This window comes from Anaerolinea thermophila UNI-1, from assembly GCF_000199675.1.
Classification (GTDB): Bacteria; Chloroflexota; Anaerolineae; order Anaerolineales; family Anaerolineaceae; genus Anaerolinea; species Anaerolinea thermophila.
The window spans coordinates 3,321,773-3,339,421 of sequence record NC_014960.1; the positions used below are offsets into that span (position 1 = coordinate 3,321,773).

The following is a 17,649-nucleotide window of genomic DNA, read 5'->3' on the forward strand; positions in this document are numbered from 1 at the left end:
AGAACAAAAATTCTAACAAATCCCTTTCGTTTCTCTTACTTTTCTCTTACCAAAACCCAGGATAAAAACATTATCCTGTCTGCACAACTTTTATACCTTACTCCTCACTCTCTGTTTTCTAGCACATCTCTCACACTTCTCTCACCATAGCCAGTTCAGGCGTACCATTCCTTTCCTGCGCTCGCTGAGAATGTAGAGAGGATTCCCGGGGTCCCGTTCAATTTCCCGGCGCAGACGCCACAGGGCAGTATCCATCACCCCCCACCAGTCAGAAGGCGGCTCCCATTCTTTACTCCCAGGAGCGGGAATGTTCTCATACCGGCGAATACCCCTGTAATACAGTTCTTCTTTGGTACAGGAAAAATCGGGCTGACGGTAGAGATACTCCAGCAAATCATAGGACTGTGGCGAAACTTCCCAGACAGAGTACCCCAGAATGACGCGCTTGCGCTGCAGGTCCAGACGCAGGCGGGGGGGATATTTCCGCAAAATCTGCTCTCCTTCCGCCATAGTAAGGGGAGATTTTTTCTCCAGATAGGCTTTGACGAAAGGATACGTCAGATCCAGCCAGCCGCGGGGGAGCATCCCGCCATACTGTTTTAAGACCGTCAGCAGGAAGCCGTCCTGCACCAGGGTTTCCAGCGTGGGTTCAGGCTTTCCAGTAATCCAGTGCAAGCGGCACTCCACAATTTCTTTCAACTTTTCCACACTCCAGATGAGCATCGCAGGCTGAATGCGTTTGTTTTCCGGCTTTATTGCAGAAAGCAGTACCTTCTGGAAGCGCTCGGGAGCAAGAATTTTGAGGGCAAACCCGGCTTGCTCAAACCATACCATGGAACTCAAGAGATGCTTCATTTGAACCAGCAAAGCATCGCTTTCCGGGCTTTGCCACATTTCCAATCCATCCACCACCACCCAGACCCCCAAACAGCCCATCGCCCGCAAGGCATCCACCCAGGCGCGTAACACATCCAGAGAAGGGATGGAAAAAAGTGCAGAAAACGTCTGATCCACCCTTGCGCGCAAATCGGAAAGGAGTTCCCTCAAGACAGGATACTCATACAGTAAACGCTCTTGCTGAAAAGGCGGGATAAACGCATCCACACAGGCAACCCAGGAACGTTGCGCATATTGCGGGGCTTGTTTCACCAGATGAGGAAAGCGCCCTGCCCAATCCAGCGCGGCAATGCTCGTTTCTTGAAATGCCTGCTCGCGAAACCCGTTCACACTCTGAAGAGCATCGGGGGCAGGAAGGGGAACAGGGCGCCACCATACCATCAGCGGACCGGCAGGGTTGTGCAGGGATTGTCCCTTCAGGTATTCCATCAGCGCGGTTTTTCCCACGCCGTCCGCCCCCACAAGAATGACCGATTGCATCCCGCGAACGCGCTCAACCCCCTCTGGAGACACAAACACACGCCCCAGCCACGCGCCTTCTCGTTCGGCGCGCAACAGGGTAAAAAGGTCTTCCGGGGTCGCCTGCAGGGTCATTGTCCTCCAATCACCGCATCCAATTCATCCAGCGAAATCCACCTTTCCTCGGGACGATGTTCCACATGATACCGGATCAATCTCTGTCCCAGCCGTAGCATACGTCCGTAGGAACCCTGGCAAGCAGGGAAGAAACGTTCTCTGGCTTCTTCGGCCGCAACATCCACAAATAACTGACCCAAATCCTGTCCTCCCACCCTGAGAAAACGGTCTCTTAAAATCCTCTCCAACTGCTCCGGGCTCCATGAGAGAGACATTGCAGGAAGGGCTTCCACAGGCGGATTTCTCAACGGGGTAAAAATTTTGGGAATGAGATTGCGGGTGATCAAATCCGGCAATAGCCTGGAAAACATCTGCCACCAGAAAGCATGGGAGGGATCCCGTTCAGGAAAAGCCGTATCCTGCACAAACAGGTAGGTGTATCTTGACTGAAACGGACGCAGGGTGCACCAATCCATCAGGATCTCATAAGGCGGAGAATTCACTGGTGGCTTTGGTTTAACCTCCTTATCCACCTCATACAAAAAAGTTTCCAGGGCATTCCTGTCTTCAATGGAAGTAAGATTCTGTTCCAGGTGGTTGCGCAGAGCATAAACATCCTGCAGGTACCACACCAGTAAACCGCCCAGTACAGAGCGTTGAGGTGCTGGCAGGTCGAGCGCAGTCCAGGGACTGACTGGAAGAATTTCCAGCCAAGCTCTTGCTACCGATTGAACAATTTGCTGAAGTGGAGTGATAGGAAAATCTTCTACAGAGGTCAATCGCGCACACAAGATAAACTCGTTTGCTGCAGGTATCTTATTGTTTTTATAATCGCTCATAAAAAGATACGAAAAATACAATGACGCAATATTCCCATCATCAGGATGGGACAAGAAAATTACATTGGGCGAAGGAGATAGCAACAAATCTTCACTTTGCGGGTTTTCACGGCGTACCCAGATCAGTGGATCAAAGAAGTTATAAGTCACCCCAAAAGGATTGCGCCGAATGCCGTGCTGTTCTTTCAAAAAACCTCGGATATCCGGTGGATCTTCTGGCTCTGGGGTAAGGTCGAGCGTAGTACGAACTTCCGGAATATATCCCCGTAACTTTTCCTGAAGATCTCTATTGGACAGGAAAGGAATGAGGCGCCGGCGCTTGGAGGAATTGAAAAACCTATTTTCCAGTTCAGCAGTACCCTTCTGAAGCAAGCGCTCCTCGAGGCAATTGAGGGCTTTCAGAACCACGCCGCGCGAAGGAGCGTCAAAGGCATCCCAAAGGGCTAAAATCCCCTGGGCTTTAGCCTCCCAGTCTTTATCAGAGAAATTCCGGTTGAGGACGTCTTTCAGTTTCCCCAGGGAAATCGCCAAAGCCGATTGTTCACCCGGTTTTATTTCCCCAAAGAATTTTTGTGCCTCTTCAAGAACGCGGAGCATCTCCGGCTCAGGCAACCCTGCCAGGTCTTGCAGGAAGCGTTTTTGATGCTCTGGATTCTTTGCCCACTGCTGGCGTTTTTCTTCAAGAAGGTTTTTCCGAGGTTTATCTGACCACTCTTTGTTCTTTGCTGTCCAGCGATAGATGATTTCCAACACGCCCACTTTTTCGGGTGTACTGTCTTCCAAAAACTGACGGGCTTTCCCTTCTCTCTCTTTGTTCTCTTTTTCCAGCCGTTCGAAAAAAGCCCCTAATTGTTGAAGAATCAAGCCGATGATAGATAACTCCAAAATGCGGTCCACAATCAGCCGCCACCATCCATCTTTTGGCGCAGGTAACGCAACAGAAAAAACACTTTCGCCAAAACGATTGTCCTGAGTGACCTTCACAAAGATTTGCTCAAAAGCGAGATTCGGATTTTTTCTCAAAAGGCTGGGGTAAACAGCGACCTTACTCCGGGGATTTTTTTCTCCAATGCTCAGAGATAGCGAGTCTGATATGCTCTGTTGCAAAGATAGGTTAGGAAGAGATACACCTAGCGGTGTATGTTGTAGACCAGTCCTTTGATAATCGGTTCTCGGTTTTGCAGGCTGCGTTTCCGCGAGCGGATGGCTTGCCCGAATTTGCGCTTGATGACCGAATTCACGGTTTCGGTCTTCCAGCGTTGACCATAGAGACCATCCAGGCGAGCCGCAGAGACAAGCTCGCTTCTTGCTCGTCGTTCAGGGGCCAGCAAATTTCCACCTCGCCGAACGGGTGGAATCAAGTCTTGAGGCCGGACAGTCCGACCATCGAACCCTGAATCGGCCAGCAAGACCCAAGCCCGACGTTTGGCAAACCGCCTGGCTTTGCGGCGCAGATAGCCCAGATAAGGGGCATCGCTACCTGGACCCCAGCCGGATTGCATCGCAAGGATGAATTGCGAGACAATTCCAACGGCATAAACGCCCTTCGCCCAGTGGCGATAGGCTTTTCCCGAACGGCTTTGGTAGTAAGAACTGGCCGGGCCGGGTGAGAAGCCGGTACTATCGGCAGCCACCCCTTCTTCTTCAGGCCGTCCGATTTCCTCGAGCAAGGTCTCGTTCATGCGCATCCAATCCGCTTTGCGTATCTTGGCGTAGGTACGTTGCAGGGTCGTATGATCGGGAACACGCGGTAATTCCAGCTCCTTACCAACCGCATCGCTTGCCAGCAGCCATTCTTCCATGTCGCGATAGCTGAGATTCAGGTAGAACATCAACAAAACACAGGCCCCCAACTGCGGCAACGTGAAGTGATGGGGACTCTTGGCATGTGAATACATCGGTAATGCTTGTTTGGCAAGCCGGTAGGCGATCCTCGCCACTCGGACGTATCTGCTTTCTCGTGTGGTCATACCGTATGTTTACCACATTTCAACCATGATTGCAACAGAGCAAGTCTGATATGACATTTCCGTCTTTATCCAGAAAAATCACCGCGTCCGAAGAGATCAAAAGTTGCAAAGAAATCGTTTCTCCAGGGGGAAGAGGGATATCTGGGGTAACTTGAAAGACCATTGGGGTTTTCCAAAGCGGAAAAGGCAATAACTGCGGGATTGTAATGGTTAAAGTGGAAGAGATAGGCGTTGTGGAGAGTTTATGTTGTTGGGTAATAGGTTGAAGGGATTCATAATCATATTTAATTCGAAAACACAACACCAGTAACAAAAAGAGGATAATCAGGATTTGACCGAATTTAAAGATATTTTCCAGTTTTATTGCACTTTTGATTTTTTCCCAGCCCGATTGTATATCTTCCCAAAAATGTTTCATAGCCTGCCCCCACTGATTAACAGTATAGATGATTCAGAGTAGAGGTCAACAATTAAATTGGTGAGATTATTGTGAGATTAGTAAGATAAAAATCTGAGACTGGCGAGAGAGCAGAAGAGGCACATTCTTTGTATGATAAAACCAGAAAGGAGGTGATATCCGGAGAGAAAACACAATCACATTTCCTTCAAAAATAACTTCAAAAAGGAGGTGATGATATCGAACCCTGCAAGTCTTGCTCTTTCGGGAGCGTCATATCGGAAACCCCAGGAAAGGAGGGGAAAGGCATCCAACAAATGCCAATCTATCACAATAAAATAGTAACTTCTTGACGGAGAGTCGTTCCCGCCCTTTGCGGACCCCCTGCAGGAGAACGGCTCTCCGTCTTTTTGTCCCCGTCCCCCGGCTTTCGTGGTACACTTCTTCGCGGTATGGACGAGAAGACTCTGCACATCTTAGAGTACCCCAAGATTCTGGAGCGCCTGGCGGGATACGCCGCCTTCAGCGCTTCGGCGCAGATGGCGCGCAACCTGCGCCCCACCCGCCGCCTGGAAGAAGCCCAGCGCCTGCAAAAAATCACCAGCGAAGCCCGCCTTCTGCTCAGCCTGAACAGTGAAATCGGCGTGGGCGGCGCTTCGGATATCCGTCCGCTGGTGGAGCGCGCCGCCCGCCACGGGGTGCTCGAACCCGCTGAACTTCTCGCCATCAAGGACACGCTCATCTCGGCGCGCACCATCGCCCGCAGTCTGGAGCGCAAGGAAAGCACCTTCCCCCTGCTGGCGGAGATTGCCGCGCCGCTCGTCCCGCCCCCCGGACTGATTGAAACCATCTCGCGCGTGGTCTCCGAGCGCGGCGAAATCCTCGACAGCGCCTCTGAGACGCTTGCCCGCCTGCGCCGCGAGGTCAAGGTGGCTTTTGAGCGCCTGATGACCCGCCTGGAGCACATGGTCAACGACCCCAGGATTGCCCCCATGCTTCAGGACAGCCTCATCACCCAGCGCAACGGACGCTACGTCATCCCCCTGCGGGCAGAGTTCAAGGGACAGGTGCGCTCCATCATCCACGATCAATCCTCGTCCGGCGCCACCCTTTTCGTTGAGCCGCTGGCGGTGGTAGACTTAAACAACGAATGGCACGAACTGCAACTGCGCGTGCGGGATGAAGAACGGCGCATCCTGGCGGAACTTTCCGACCAGGTGGGCGCGCACTTCGAAGCGCTGGCGGCGCTCACCGAAGCCCTGGCGCGCTTTGATTTTGCCCTGGCGTGCGCCAAGTACGCTGAAGACCTGCGAGCCAGCGAACCCGTACTGGTGCGCTACCGCCATCCTGCCCGCCCCGACCATCCCGGAAGCACCATCCGCCTGATTCAGGCGCGCCACCCCCTGCTGGACCCGCAGACGGTAGTGCCCATTGACGTGGACCTCGACGAGGACACCTTCTGCGTGGTCATCACCGGACCCAATACCGGCGGCAAGACCGTCACCCTGAAGACGGTGGGCTTGCTGGCGCTGATGGCTCAGTCGGGCTTGCACATCCCCGCCCGCTCCGGCTCGGAGTTGAGCGTCTTCGAAAACGTCTTTGCCGATATCGGCGATGAGCAGTCCATCGAGCAGTCGCTCTCCACCTTCAGCGGGCATATTAAGAACATCTCCCGCATCCTGCGGCGCGCCAACACGCATACCCTGGTGCTGTTTGACGAACTGGGCGCCGGCACCGACCCGCAGGAAGGCGCGGCGCTGGCGCGCGCCATCCTTGCCCACATGGTGGAAAAGCGCATCCCCTGCCTGATCGCCACCCACTACCCGGAACTGAAAATCTTCGCCCACAACACCCCGGGAGTGATCAACGCCAGCATGGAGTTTGACCTGAACACCCTGCGCCCCACCTATCACCTGACGCTGGGACTGCCGGGACGCTCCAACGCCCTGGCAATTGCCTCGCGCCTGGGGTTAGACCCGGTCATCATTGAGAAAGCCCGCGCCGAAATCAGCCCCGAAGAACTGCGCGCCGAGAACCTGCTCAACGAAATCCACCGCCAGCGGGATGCCGCCCGCCGCGCCCGCGAACGCGCCGAGAAGGAACAGCGCGAGGTGGAGCGCCTGCGCGCCGAACTGGCGGCTCGGCTGGAAAAAATTGAGGAAGAACGCCAGCGCCTGCTGGAAAAGGTGCGCGAAGAAGCCGAGCAGGAAGCCGAAGCCCTGCGCCGCGAAGTCGAAGAGGTGCGCCGCCAGTTGATGCGCGCCCGCCAGCCGCTGGAAGCCCTTCAGCCCCTGCGCGAGAAGAGCGAAGCCCTGGTGGAGAACGCCCGCACCGCGCTGGTCTCCACCCCCGCCGCGGGCGAAACGACACTTCCCCCTCAGCACCCCTTCCGCGCCGGCGATAAGGTGCGCGTGCGCTCGCTGGGCATGCAGGGGGTCATCACCGCGCTGGGCGAGGAAGACGCCGAAGTGCAGGTGGGCAACCTGCGCGTGCGCGCCCGCCTCAGCGACCTGCAAAAGCCCGGGCAGAAGGACGCCGCCGAACCCGCCGCGCCCGTCAAAGCCGCCGCGCGCGGACGCACCACCCTCAAAACCGCCGCCCCCGCCGAAGTCAGCGTGTACTACCCCTCACCGGGCATGGAGATTGACCTGCGCGGTCAACTGGCTGAGGACGCGCTGGACGCGCTGGAGCGCTACCTGGAAGCGGCAGTGCTGGCAGGCTTACCCTTTGTGCGCATCATCCACGGCAAAGGCACCGGCAAACTGCGTCAGGTCATCCGCCAGGCGCTGGACGCCTCACCCCATGTGAAGAGCCACAGCCCGGGCGAAGACCGCGAAGGCGGCGAGGGCGTGACCATTGCCCGCCTCAAAGTGGATTGAGCGTTCCCGTTCTGTAAGGAAATTTAAGGAGATTGCTTCGGCCGCCCTGACGGGCTCCCTCGCAATGACATCGCCGCACCCCTCGACAGGCTCGAGGTGCAGACGCGCACGATGAACCGATGTCCGAGCCAGTCGAGGACATCCAACCGCATGGCGAACTTGTTAACGCACCCCTCGGCAGGCTCACCGTGCGCCTTCCCTTTTCGCGCCCTTTGCGTCTTTGCGGTAAAAAATTAAAACCATATCCCCACCCCAAACTGAAAAAAACGCTCCGCAAGGGACACCCCGCGGAGCGTTGATTTTTGTTTTCCTTTTTTACCCCCCTAATTTTTGATAAGCCATTAAGATATAAGGTTTAGCAACTTCAAAATCTTCCATGCTTTTCACAGAGATTTCGAAATCGCCCGAGCCATAATGGCCTTTACCTGTCATGTCTCTCGAAATTTTAGGCGGATTGCTGATCTCTTTTGGATTCAACTTCAAATAAAGCAAAATTCGTTGATTTTGCAACTCCATGCAAACAATATTTTGCGATGTCTTATAAGCAATGTAGTTCTTTTTTGGGACTTCCTGAATGGTCGAATCCAATCCAGTTATAAACTCTTGAATAGCAAAGGCTAATTCTTTAATTCCATCACTTTTACCTTCTAGATGTTCTTCAAACGTATAAACAGCCGTTGCTCTTGTAAGAGCGGCTTTTTTACCAGCCGCAACCATAACGGGATTTTTACCATTAATTACAGCTTGCCTTTCTTCACTGACCAAGGGGGGAGTGGCTAAAATACTGGGGGAATGAACTCCATGACATGAGCAGGATATGCTGGATAACGTTGTCTATATAATTGGCGAGAATTGAAGCAATACGCAAATAAACGCAAGGCGCATTCTAAGGCAAACCGACAGCGTGAGAAACAGCGGGAGGAGCGTGCTAAACGAGCCAGGTAGTGACGTAGTTCCGCATTATCCCCTTCCACAGAGTAGGTTTCTCTCTTCCCTTCCGAGACTGCGTATCGCCCGCCATGGTACCATAGCCGGTTATAGGCGTCAAAGGCATCACTGAAGTATTGTTTTGCTTTGGGAGCCTCATCTACCATCTCTTGGATGGCGCTGTCTGTGCGTTCCCAGACCACTTTCCAGGCTAAATAACAGCGCGTGTGCCGATCTACAAGGGTGATGATGTAGATCCGGTTTTTTTATGCCCGATAAAGGTGAACAGTTCGTCCATTTCCACTTCCTTAACCTCTTCAGGCAGGGGCACTTCAGAAATTCGTGCGGCGTAGGCTTGGATCCACAACGACACGGTGCGGTGATGAACCCCCAAATGACGGGCGATCCGTCGCAAGTTCATCCCATCTACATACATCTGCAAGGCTTGCTTGCGCATCTCTTCCGGGTATCCGCGCGGTTTCGGTTCAGGTGTGTATTTGTGCCCACAGCGCATACACTTGTAGCGCTGAGCGCCTGACTCGGTTCTCCCGGCTTTATTCTGTCGTTCTGTTTGTTGGCATTTTGGACAGGTTGGCATATCTCTATTCTAATCCAGAATTTTATCCACTCCCCTACCAAGGGAGTGTACCCAGTTTGTATTACTTTTTCAAGATACAATAAGCGGTTGTCAAAGAGATGATATGTCCAAAGTTCAATATTTGCGCCCATCATTTGGACAGCATACAAATCATATTTTTTGTAATTTGGTGCAATACAAATCACACGAATTTCGGACCAATCTACATCAACTGAATTTCTTATTGCTTTTTGAACAGCTCTTTCAAAATCTCCTTTGTGGTCTTTTAGCCAAGCCAGATAATATAAACTTTGATTAATTAACTCAGAAGATTCAATTTTCTTATACTCAATGATTACAGGATTATTGTCTTCTGATAATGCCAGAGTATCGATTCTACCTGAATGCTGTACACCTGTGGAAAATTCCGACTGTATTAATCGACAATTAAACACAGTTTCAAGATTACGCTCTATAAGCGTCTGCAATTCCTTTTCAAACGCGAAATTGGTTTGGGATAGACCAGTTAATTTACGATCCTTTATTTCAAATAGTGGCATAAAACTTCTTAATTCCAGGTTTCAAAATAGTACAATGGCTTTTATCTTGTATCTCCCACCATATAGTCAAACAACAAAATATCAAACTTGGCAGAAATTAAAAAAACACGCTCACAGCCACTCACCTTAATCGGTACTGTTATTGCGCAAATATTCCTGAATCTGGCTGGCGAAGCGCGCCACGTTGAGCGGCTTGGAGATGAAGCCGTCGCAACCGGCTTCCAGCGCGCGGCGGCGGTCGCCGGGCAGGGTATGGGCGGTCAGGGCAACAATGAGAATGTGAGCGGTTTCCGGTGATTCCTTCAACTGCTTCGCCAGATGCCAGCCGTCCAGTTCGGGCAGGCTCATATCCAGCAGAACCAGATCGGGCTTGAGCGAGCGGGCTTTCTCCAGCCCATCCAATCCATCCATTGCACTGATAATCTGAAATCCTGCCTGCTCCAGCAGGAAGCGCACCAGTTCCAGATTATCGGCGTTATCTTCAATCACCAGAATACGGTTTGGTTCAGACATACCTGTAAATAACTATACTGGAAAACCTTGCAGGCGTCAAACCATTCAGGCAGGGCAAAAGTATGTTATGCTTAATCTAACCTCAAAACGCACTTACCGTCCCATTGCAGTCACCCGGCACCCCCTTAAGAAATCCTGCAAGGGGTAAAGCCATCCCCTGTTCAGCGAGATTATTTCTTTTCATAAGGTAGATGAGCGCGCATGCTGACCCCGGTTGAACCTCTGAATCTGGTCGAATTGTTGCCCCCGTTGAGCTCTGAACTGATTGCCCTTCTGCGCAGTGTACGGCGTCCGCAGTGGCTGGAGCAAACCGTTTGTACCGGCTGGGCAGTGCGCGATGTCACCGCGCACCTGCTGGATACTGCCCTGCGCGACCTCTCCATCAAGCGCGACCGCATGGCGCCGCGCCTGCCCGATGCCCCCATCACCAACGCCGCCGAACTGGCGGCGCACGTCAACCGCCTGAATGCCGAGTGGGTGGTAGCGGCACGGCGCATCAGCCCCAATTTACTGGTGGACATGCTGGAACTGGTTGAGAAGCAGATGTACGCCTTCTACAAATCCCTGCCGCCCGAAGGCGCGGCGGTGCTCTCCCTGCCCTGGAGCGGTGCCAGAAGCATCCCCGTGTGGCTGGATGTAGCCCGCATTTACGTGGAACGCTGGACGCACCAGCAACACATCCGCATGGCGCTGGGCGCGCCCCTGCTGGTGGAGCGCCGCTGGCTCTTTCCGGTGTTCGATACGCTGGTACGCGCCCTGCCAGATATCTATCAAATTGTGCGCGAGCCGCAGAACACCACCCTCACCCTGCGCATCACCGGCGAGGCAGGCGGCGAGTGGTCGCTGGTGAAGCGCGCCAGCGGCTGGCGGCTGTACAGCGGCGCGGCGGATGCCCCGCAGGCACTCCTGGAAATCGAACAGGACATGGCATGGCGCCTGATGACCCGCGCCGTCAGCCCGCAGACCTGCCGCGCCTGCGCCGTCATCCATGGCGATCAGTCGCTCGGACTGCAACTGCTGATGATGTGCGCCACGCTTTACGGGTAAAAAAAGCCGTTTTCCCCAAAAATAGTATGGATTTGTGATTTTCAACAAGTTGGCATATCGTATAGTTTATGCTAAACTAGGTGTACATCCCATTCTTCAATCTATCCAGAGGGGGGTAGATGCTGTCTATTCGGAAGTCAGCCCTGGTCATGCTCATCCTGACCCTGATAGGGAGCAGTTTGCTGGCATTGGGTTCGCACCAGCCTCAGACGGTACAGGCAGAGCCACTGCAACCGGCACTGGCAACACCGCGTGTGCACATCACCGCCCTGGCACCCACGCCGGTATCTCTGCAGTCCGCCCCGCCTGCCCCGCAGGAAGTTGCCCAGAACCAGCCCGCCGCGGTGAAACCCCAATCTGAAGCCCAAACTGCCCCGCAGAGTCAGAACGTTCAACCGCAGGCGGCTCCGCCCGATGATGCCGCCGCCGTGCTTCTGCGTAACGCCGCCGTTCTGCAGGAAGTTGTCGCCCGCCGCGCCCAGGATCCTTCCACCGCCTTCATCTACAAGTTCATGCAGAATTATCAAACCCGCGGGGATGGCGGCGGGTGCGCCGCCGTGTGGGAAATGGTGCCCGATTACGCCAGTCTGCCCAACTGGTTGACTACCCCCTCGCGCCCAGAGCAACTCTACTCCAAGATTTCGCTGTACTTCCTCGCCGCCATGCTCATCAAGAACAAAGCCGTGGATGCCAGCGCCTGCGAAAATGGCGGGCTTTCCACCAAAAACGAGTGGGTTGCCAACAACTGCGGGCTTTCGCTGGCTTACGCCGCGGTGGTGCAGTGGCAGAACCGCTTCAACGAAGTCATCCTCAATGTGGCGCAGGAAACCGGCGTCCCGGCGCAGTTAATCAAGAACATCTTCAGCCGCGAGAGCCAGTTCTGGCCCGGAATTTACTTCCTCATTCAGGAAGCCGGTCTGGGACAGTTGACCCCCGCCGGCGCCGACACTCTCTTGCTGTGGAATCCTTTCTTCTACGAACAATTTTGCCCGCAGGTGCTTCTGCCGGAAGTCTGCCGCAAGGGCTACACCAACCTGACCTGGGAAGAGCAGGAACTTCTGCGCGGCGCGCTGATGCGCATGGTGGACGCTTCCTGCCCGCTCTGCCCCGGCGGCATTGACCCCTACCAGTCCGAGTTCAGCGTGCGCGTCTTTGCCGAGAATCTCATCGCCAACTGCAATCAGGTCGGGCAGATTATCTATAATGCCACCGGCAAGAAAGCCAACCGCACTTCCAGTTACGTGGATTTGTGGCAGTTCACTCTGGTTAACTACCATGCCGGTCCGGGGTGTTTGAGCGCCGCCATCGAAACCACCGCCAAATCCAACATGCAGTTGACTTGGGACCTGGTCTCGGCAAACCTGCCGCCGTCCTGCAAGAGCGCCAAACTGTATGTGGAAGAAATCATCTACATGCCCGCCGAAGCCGCTACCCCGCCGCCGCTTCCCACGGCAACGCCCACCCCCACCCCGGCGCCGTAAAAGATGAATCTCTCCCGCATGAATCCCATGCGGGAGTTTTTTTGTGATGAGCCGTGCGCCCTGCCGCTGGCGAAGGCTGAGCCATGTCGAAGCCGCTGGCTGAGCCTGTCGAAGCCAGCGTACCCCTCGGCAGGCTTGGGGGACGTTATTTTCCTTCGCGTCCTTCAAGCCTTTGCAGGAATAGATTCTTCAGCCAATCAGGGAATTTTTTTAACGTCCAGCGGACTTTTCGCCGGTACACCCACCCGCCGCGGATAGGCGGACGGGGTAACAGCCACCTTATCCACCACCACCAGGAAACGCTCTTCGACCACCCCGGGCAGTTCTACCGGAATCAGTTTGCGTACGTTGCCCCCCAGCAGGCGGATGACTCCTTCGGCGGTGTGCGTCTCAGAAGGACCGCTCTCGCCCTTCTGCGCCAGCATAATGCCCCCCACCCGCACCAGCGGCAGAAGGTACTCCGCCAGAATATTCATCTGCGCCACTGCGCGGGCAACCGCGCAGTCGTACTTCTCGCGGTACTGCGGGTTCTGCCCCAGTTCTTCGGCGCGGGCTTGCAGGGCTTCGACTCTGTCCAGCCCCAGTTTTTGCACCACGTGACGGCAAAAATCCACCTTTTTGCCCACCGAGTCCACCAGCGTCAGGCGCATGGAAGGGTAAAGGATTTTGAGCGGAATGCCGGGGAAACCCGCCCCCGTGCCGATATCAATCAAACTGGCGGGGGGATTGTCGCGCCATGCCAGCGCGCAAGAGAAAGAATCCAGAAAATGCTTGACGCGGATGCCCGGCACATCGCGGATGGCAGTGAGGTTCATGCGCTCGTTCCACTCCAGCAGTTCCTGCTCGTAGATGCGCAGGGCTTCCACCTGCCGCGCAGAGAGCGTCAGGTCAAACAGGGATGCCGCGTAGCGTACCAGGTCTTCCATAAAAGCAGGCACATTATACCCTAACAGAGAAACTCCGGGGCATTACTTCTCCGGCGCATCCGCCAGCCAGAGCGCGCCCAGCGTCAGCACGGGCATGCCCACCGCCTGCACCTTCCACCACTCCGCCAGCGGCTGGATGAACAGCGCCGTCCAACCCAGAATCCAGATGAGCCACACCGCCGCCCGCCCGCCGCGGCGGTACGCCAGCAGAAGCGGCAGGGTCAGCAGGGTGAGCCCCCACAAGAGGGTTTGGGGAAACACCAGCATCCCCGCGGGGATGCCCGCCCCCAGCAAGCCCCACAGGGATTGACGACCGCGCCACACCATTCCCAGCGCAAAAGCCAGCACCCCCAGCGCCATTGCAGGGTGCATGCGCCACAACTCGGCGGGCGCCCACACCACGCGGGCATAGCCGGCGTAGGCGCTCAGCCCGTTCAGCCAGCCGGGAATCCACCAGCCCGCCAGCGCTACGCTGACCAGAAAAAGCCCCAGACTGCCCCCCGCCAGGCCCCAGAGGAAGCGCCAGCGTCTTTCTCGCACCGCCAGCCAGAGGAACGCCAGCGCAGGAAGCGCAATCAGTTCCGGTTTGACCACCCCAAGAGCCAGCACAGCCCCCGCCAGAGCATCGCGGCGGCGGAGGAAAAGCGCCGCCGCCCCGGCAAGGATGATGCACAACAACGCGGTGATTTGCCCTTGAAAGAGCATCAGCAGGGGGTAGTTCCACACCGCCAGCGCCAGCAAAAGCCCCGGCGGCAGGCGGTGAGAAACCGAAGCCCGCAATGCCCAGAACGCCCCCGCCAGCATGAGCAGGGAAAGCCCCTGCCAGAGCGCCGTGGCGATTTCCACATCGGGAATCAGCCCGAAGGGGAGCAACAGCACCGCCAACTGCGCCGGGTAGGCAAACCCCTGCTGATCGCGCCCGGCAGGAATGGGCGCGCCGTAGAGTTGAATCTGCATGGCGCGGGTGGCTTCTGCCGAGTACAGGTCGCGCTCGCCCGCCAGCACGCGGCGCACCCCCGCCCAGCGGGGGTAAAAATCGCGGTGGTCGGCACCGTGCACCCAGGCATGGTAAGCAAAATATGCCGTTGCCAGCCACAAAATCAGCGCCCCGAGCAGGATAAGACCACGAGGCAAACGCAGGGAGGGGGAAGAAGGCATGAAAAAGAATCTCCGCTGAGAGCGATTATACCGGCATTTGCGCCGGTAAGGACTTCGTCAGGTTGGTGGATTTGCGGCAAACTGGCGGCTATAGGGTGGTAATTCCTGCGTATGTGAGAACTTTTTCCTTTAAACCCGCGACAAACCGGAGTACGATTCAACTGCCTTTGAGGGAGGTGAGTCATGTCGGAGCGGTCTTTTTCCATTCGTTTTTGGGGGGTGCGCGGGAGTTATCCGGTCCCCGGAGCCTCTACCGTGCGTTATGGGGGCAATACCCCCTGTGTGGAAGTACAGGTCAACGGCTACACCATCATTCTGGACGCCGGGACGGGCATCATCCCACTGGGACGGGAACTGATGCGCCGCGCCCGTGCCAGCGGCAAAACTGTGGAAGCCGTTTTGCTCTTCTCTCACCTGCACCATGACCATACCCAGGGTTTTCCCTTCTTTGCTCCGGCTTTTGTGCCCAGCACGCGCCTGCACGTCTTTGGACCGGACTTTCTGGCTTCCAGCCCCAAGGTGACCCTGGACACGGTGATGAACCCGCCTTACTTCCCCATCCGCCTGGCGGAACTGAACGCCTGGCTGGGCTTTGCCACCCTGCGCGAAACCGATGTAATTCTTGTGGGTGAATCGGTGGGCGGAGTGGCGCTCTTCAGTGCAGGCGATACCATCCCTGCCGCCGACCCCAACCTGGTGCTGATTCGCATCCTGCGCTCGTATGCCCACCCGCAGGGCGTCCTGCACTACCGCATTGACTGGCGCAACCACGCCATGGTCTATGCCACCGACACTGAAGGCTACGTCAACGGCGACCGCCGCCTGGCGAACTTTGCCCACGGTGTGGATTTGCTCATCCACGATGCCCAGTACACCGATGAACACTACCTGGGTCTGGTGCCGGGCTTGCCCAACACCCAGGGCTTTGGACATTCCACCATCAGCATCGCCGTACAGGCGGCGCAGGCATCTGAGGCAAAGCGCCTGGTGCTTTTCCACCACGCCCCCGAGTACAGTGACGATCAACTGGACTTCATCCAGGAACAGGTGGAGCGCATCCAGCCTGGAACATTGGTGGCGCAGGAAGGCATGACCCTGACGCTGTACGACGAAGCCGAACCGCTTCCCCCGCAGGAACGCCCGGTGCCGGTCAATCTCCAGCGCAAGGGGTAAGAAACGCCGATACAGGACGGGCTTCTTTAATTCGGGAAAGAGCGCGCGCCATCGGGCGCGCGTTTTGATTTATACTTGAAGTATGGCGCTGGAGCCTTCGGAAATTGCCAATTTTCTCTCCAAACTGGTGCTGTTTCGCAACATTGCGCCGGAAAAACTGCTCTTTCTGGCGGAGCGCATCGAGGAAGCCCATTTTCACCCCGAAGACCTTGTTTTTGAGCAGGGCGGCGATGCCACCGCATTTTACTGGGTCTTTAAGGGGCGCCTGCAGATGCTTCACCTTTCGCGGCAAACGCGCACCGAGGAAAATCTGGGCTTTCTGGATGAGGGCGACGCTTTTGGCTACGACCTGTTTGTGGCGCGCGAAATCCACCGCGTCACCGTGCAGGCATTGAGCGATGTGACCCTTCTGCGCCTGCCGGGGCGGCACATCCGCGATGTGGTGGACGCCATTCCCGAACTCATCCCCCGCCTGCAGTTGATGCTGGACTCGTACAACCTCATGCTGCGCACCACCCTGCCGTGGGTCAACCCCGAAGAGTTCGTTCACTACATCACCCGCAAGCATCCCATCTTCCTGTGGCTCAGGCTTCTACCCCTGCTCTTGCTGGGCTTGCCCATCCTGGCGGGCTTTGGCGTGACGGCAATCTTCTCGCCACAGTCCCTGTGGCTGATTCTGTTCATCGCCAGCGCGCTGGTCTTCACCGGCATTCTGGTCTGGCTCATCGCCGACTGGGCAAACGACTACTACATCGTCACCAGCAAGCGGGTGGTGTTCCAGGAACGCATTGTCCTGCTGTACGAAAGCCGCACCGAATCGCCCAACGATCAGGTGCAGTCCACCGAGGTAGATACCACCTTCTGGGGGCGCATCTTTGGCTTTGGCAACGTGCGCATCCGCACCTACTTTGGCTCCATCATCTTCGAGTCTATCCGCATGCCCTACTTTGTCGAGTGGCTGGTGCAGGAACAGGTCAAGCGCGCGCAGTCCAGCCTGCGCCAGGTGGAAATGAAAGCCCTGGAAGAAACCATCCGGCGGCGGGTGATTCATCCGCAACCGCCCGCGCCGCCTGCTCCCAAACCGCCCGAACCCGCCGCCAAGCCTTCGCGCCTGCAAGCCTTCCTTGCCGATTTGTTCCACCTGCGCTACGAGAAGGGCGACATGATTCAGTACCGCACGCACTGGTTCATCCTTCTGCGGCGCACCTTCCTGCCGGGGGTCATCTGGCTGACGCTGGTCGGAACAGGCATCTGGCTGACTGTGGCTACCTTGCAGGGAACCCTGAAAAATTTCCCGCTGGTGGGTGTGCTGGGGTTGCTCTTTGTGGTTTCGCTGGCAGTGCTGGGCTGGCTGTTGTACAACTACCTGGACTGGCACAACGACATCTACCTCATCACCAACGAGCAGGTGGTGGACATCAGCCGTAAACCGCTGGGGAGCGAAGAGCGGCGGGCGGCGCCCATCCGCAACATCCTGGGAGTGGAATTCAAGCGCCTGGGTATTTTTGGTCTGTTGCTCAACTTCGGCACGGTGTACATTCGCGTGGGCGATACCATGCTGACCTTCGATAATGTCTATAACCCCGCCGAGATTCAGCGGGAGATCTTCCATCGTATTGCCCTGCGCCTGCAACGCGAACGCCAGCAAGCCGCCGCGCAGGATCGTGAGCGCATTCTGGAAGTGCTGGCGGTGTATCACCGCCTGAAGGATGAGCCTTAATCTCAGTCC

14 protein-coding genes and 1 pseudogene are annotated in these 17,649 nt (G+C 56.1%); 5 read left to right on the forward strand and 10 right to left on the reverse strand.

Translation table 11 applies throughout. The features are described 5' to 3' along the window. Positions 1 to 141: 141 nt before the first annotated feature. The 4 genes from ANT_RS14945 to ANT_RS14960 all read right to left on the reverse strand — a co-directional run bounded on the left by ANT_RS14945 (position 142) and on the right by ANT_RS14960 (position 4,700). Positions 142 to 1,491: a helix-turn-helix domain-containing protein gene (locus ANT_RS14945; protein WP_013561367.1), complete on the reverse strand. Its 1,350-nt coding sequence runs from the start codon at positions 1,489 to 1,491 to the stop codon at positions 142 to 144. Continuing rightward, on the reverse strand, positions 1,488 to 3,296 hold the full coding sequence (locus ANT_RS14950; protein ID WP_013561368.1) for a hypothetical protein: 1,809 nt from the start codon (positions 3,294 to 3,296) through the stop codon (positions 1,488 to 1,490). Before ANT_RS14950 ends, ANT_RS14945 begins: the two co-directional genes overlap by 4 nt. A gap of 146 nt (positions 3,297 to 3,442) precedes the next feature. Then, positions 3,443 to 4,252 carry a transposase gene (locus ANT_RS14955; protein WP_172634560.1) on the reverse strand — a complete coding sequence of 270 codons (810 nt, stop codon included), beginning with the start codon at positions 4,250 to 4,252 and terminating at the stop codon, positions 3,443 to 3,445. 49 nt (positions 4,253 to 4,301) lie between these two features. Continuing rightward, the gene (locus ANT_RS14960) at positions 4,302 to 4,700 is read right to left on the reverse strand and encodes a hypothetical protein (protein WP_041455087.1); all 399 of its coding nucleotides are present in this window, start codon (positions 4,698 to 4,700) and stop codon (positions 4,302 to 4,304) included. A gap of 431 nt (positions 4,701 to 5,131) precedes the next feature. Between ANT_RS14960 and ANT_RS14965 the strand changes: the two genes are divergently transcribed. After that, entirely contained in the window at positions 5,132 to 7,558 is a 2,427-nt protein-coding gene (locus tag ANT_RS14965) for an endonuclease MutS2 (protein WP_013561369.1), read from the forward strand. 315 nt (positions 7,559 to 7,873) lie between these two features. On the opposite strand, the gene ANT_RS14970 is transcribed toward ANT_RS14965, so the two are convergent. The 4 genes and pseudogenes from ANT_RS14970 to ANT_RS14985 all read right to left on the reverse strand — a co-directional run bounded on the left by ANT_RS14970 (position 7,874) and on the right by ANT_RS14985 (position 10,135). Further along, positions 7,874 to 8,323: a DUF5655 domain-containing protein gene (locus ANT_RS14970; RefSeq protein ID WP_155818179.1), complete on the reverse strand. Its 450-nt coding sequence runs from the start codon at positions 8,321 to 8,323 to the stop codon at positions 7,874 to 7,876. 397 nt (positions 8,324 to 8,720) lie between these two features. Further along, positions 8,721 to 8,942, reverse strand: a complete 222-nt coding sequence (locus ANT_RS17620; RefSeq protein WP_172634638.1) for a helix-turn-helix domain-containing protein — start codon at positions 8,940 to 8,942, stop codon at positions 8,721 to 8,723. A 197-nt stretch (positions 8,943 to 9,139) separates the two neighbouring features. After that, positions 9,140 to 9,622 (reverse strand): annotated as a pseudogene (locus ANT_RS14980) (PDDEXK family nuclease); the annotation flags it as partial. 126 nt (positions 9,623 to 9,748) lie between these two features. Continuing rightward, entirely contained in the window at positions 9,749 to 10,135 is a 387-nt protein-coding gene (locus ANT_RS14985) for a response regulator (protein WP_013561371.1), read from the reverse strand. Between the two features lie 201 nt (positions 10,136 to 10,336). Between ANT_RS14985 and ANT_RS14990 the strand changes: the two genes are divergently transcribed. Both ANT_RS14990 and ANT_RS14995 read left to right on the forward strand, forming a co-directional pair. After that, a complete protein-coding gene (locus ANT_RS14990; RefSeq protein WP_013561372.1) occupies positions 10,337 to 11,182 on the forward strand; it encodes a maleylpyruvate isomerase N-terminal domain-containing protein in 846 nt (281 codons plus the stop codon). A gap of 119 nt (positions 11,183 to 11,301) precedes the next feature. After that, positions 11,302 to 12,663, forward strand: coding sequence for a hypothetical protein (locus ANT_RS14995; RefSeq protein ID WP_013561373.1), 1,362 nt, complete (start codon positions 11,302 to 11,304; stop codon positions 12,661 to 12,663). 197 nt (positions 12,664 to 12,860) lie between these two features. Here ANT_RS14995 and rsmG read toward each other — a convergent pair whose 3' ends face one another. Next, positions 12,861 to 13,589 (reverse strand): 16S rRNA (guanine(527)-N(7))-methyltransferase RsmG, encoded by a 729-nt coding sequence (rsmG, locus tag ANT_RS15000; protein ID WP_041455088.1) that lies wholly within the window; start codon positions 13,587 to 13,589, stop codon positions 12,861 to 12,863. 42 nt (positions 13,590 to 13,631) lie between these two features. Further along, positions 13,632 to 14,747 carry a glycosyltransferase family 87 protein gene (locus ANT_RS15005; protein WP_013561375.1) on the reverse strand — a complete coding sequence of 372 codons (1,116 nt, stop codon included), beginning with the start codon at positions 14,745 to 14,747 and terminating at the stop codon, positions 13,632 to 13,634. 183 nt (positions 14,748 to 14,930) lie between these two features. Here ANT_RS15005 and ANT_RS15010 point away from each other — a divergent pair, with 183 nt between their 5' ends. Beyond that, positions 14,931 to 15,920 (forward strand): MBL fold metallo-hydrolase, encoded by a 990-nt coding sequence (locus ANT_RS15010; RefSeq protein WP_013561376.1) that lies wholly within the window; start codon positions 14,931 to 14,933, stop codon positions 15,918 to 15,920. 82 nt (positions 15,921 to 16,002) lie between these two features. Beyond that, entirely contained in the window at positions 16,003 to 17,640 is a 1,638-nt protein-coding gene (locus ANT_RS15015) for a PH domain-containing protein (protein WP_013561377.1), read from the forward strand. Positions 17,641 to 17,649 lie beyond the last annotated feature (9 nt).

Bases quoted from the DNA above. Each gene is read 5' to 3' on its own strand.
- ANT_RS14945 (WP_013561367.1), bottom strand. From the start codon at position 1,491: ATGACCCTGCAGGCGACCCCGGAAGACCTTTTTACCCTGTTGCGCGCC.
- rsmG (WP_041455088.1), bottom strand. From the start codon at position 13,589: ATGGAAGACCTGGTACGCTACGCGGCATCCCTGTTTGACCTGACGCTC.
- ANT_RS14965 (WP_013561369.1), top strand. From the start codon at position 5,132: ATGGACGAGAAGACTCTGCACATCTTAGAGTACCCCAAGATTCTGGAG.
- ANT_RS14995 (WP_013561373.1), top strand. From the start codon at position 11,302: ATGCTGTCTATTCGGAAGTCAGCCCTGGTCATGCTCATCCTGACCCTG.
- ANT_RS14990 (WP_013561372.1), top strand. From the start codon at position 10,337: ATGCTGACCCCGGTTGAACCTCTGAATCTGGTCGAATTGTTGCCCCCG.
- ANT_RS15010 (WP_013561376.1), top strand. From the start codon at position 14,931: ATGTCGGAGCGGTCTTTTTCCATTCGTTTTTGGGGGGTGCGCGGGAGT.
- ANT_RS14985 (WP_013561371.1), bottom strand. From the start codon at position 10,135: ATGTCTGAACCAAACCGTATTCTGGTGATTGAAGATAACGCCGATAAT.
- ANT_RS14960 (WP_041455087.1), bottom strand. From the start codon at position 4,700: ATGAAACATTTTTGGGAAGATATACAATCGGGCTGGGAAAAAATCAAA.
- ANT_RS17620 (WP_172634638.1), bottom strand. From the start codon at position 8,942: ATGCGCAAGCAAGCCTTGCAGATGTATGTAGATGGGATGAACTTGCGA.
- ANT_RS15005 (WP_013561375.1), bottom strand. From the start codon at position 14,747: ATGCCTTCTTCCCCCTCCCTGCGTTTGCCTCGTGGTCTTATCCTGCTC.
- ANT_RS15015 (WP_013561377.1), top strand. From the start codon at position 16,003: ATGGCGCTGGAGCCTTCGGAAATTGCCAATTTTCTCTCCAAACTGGTG.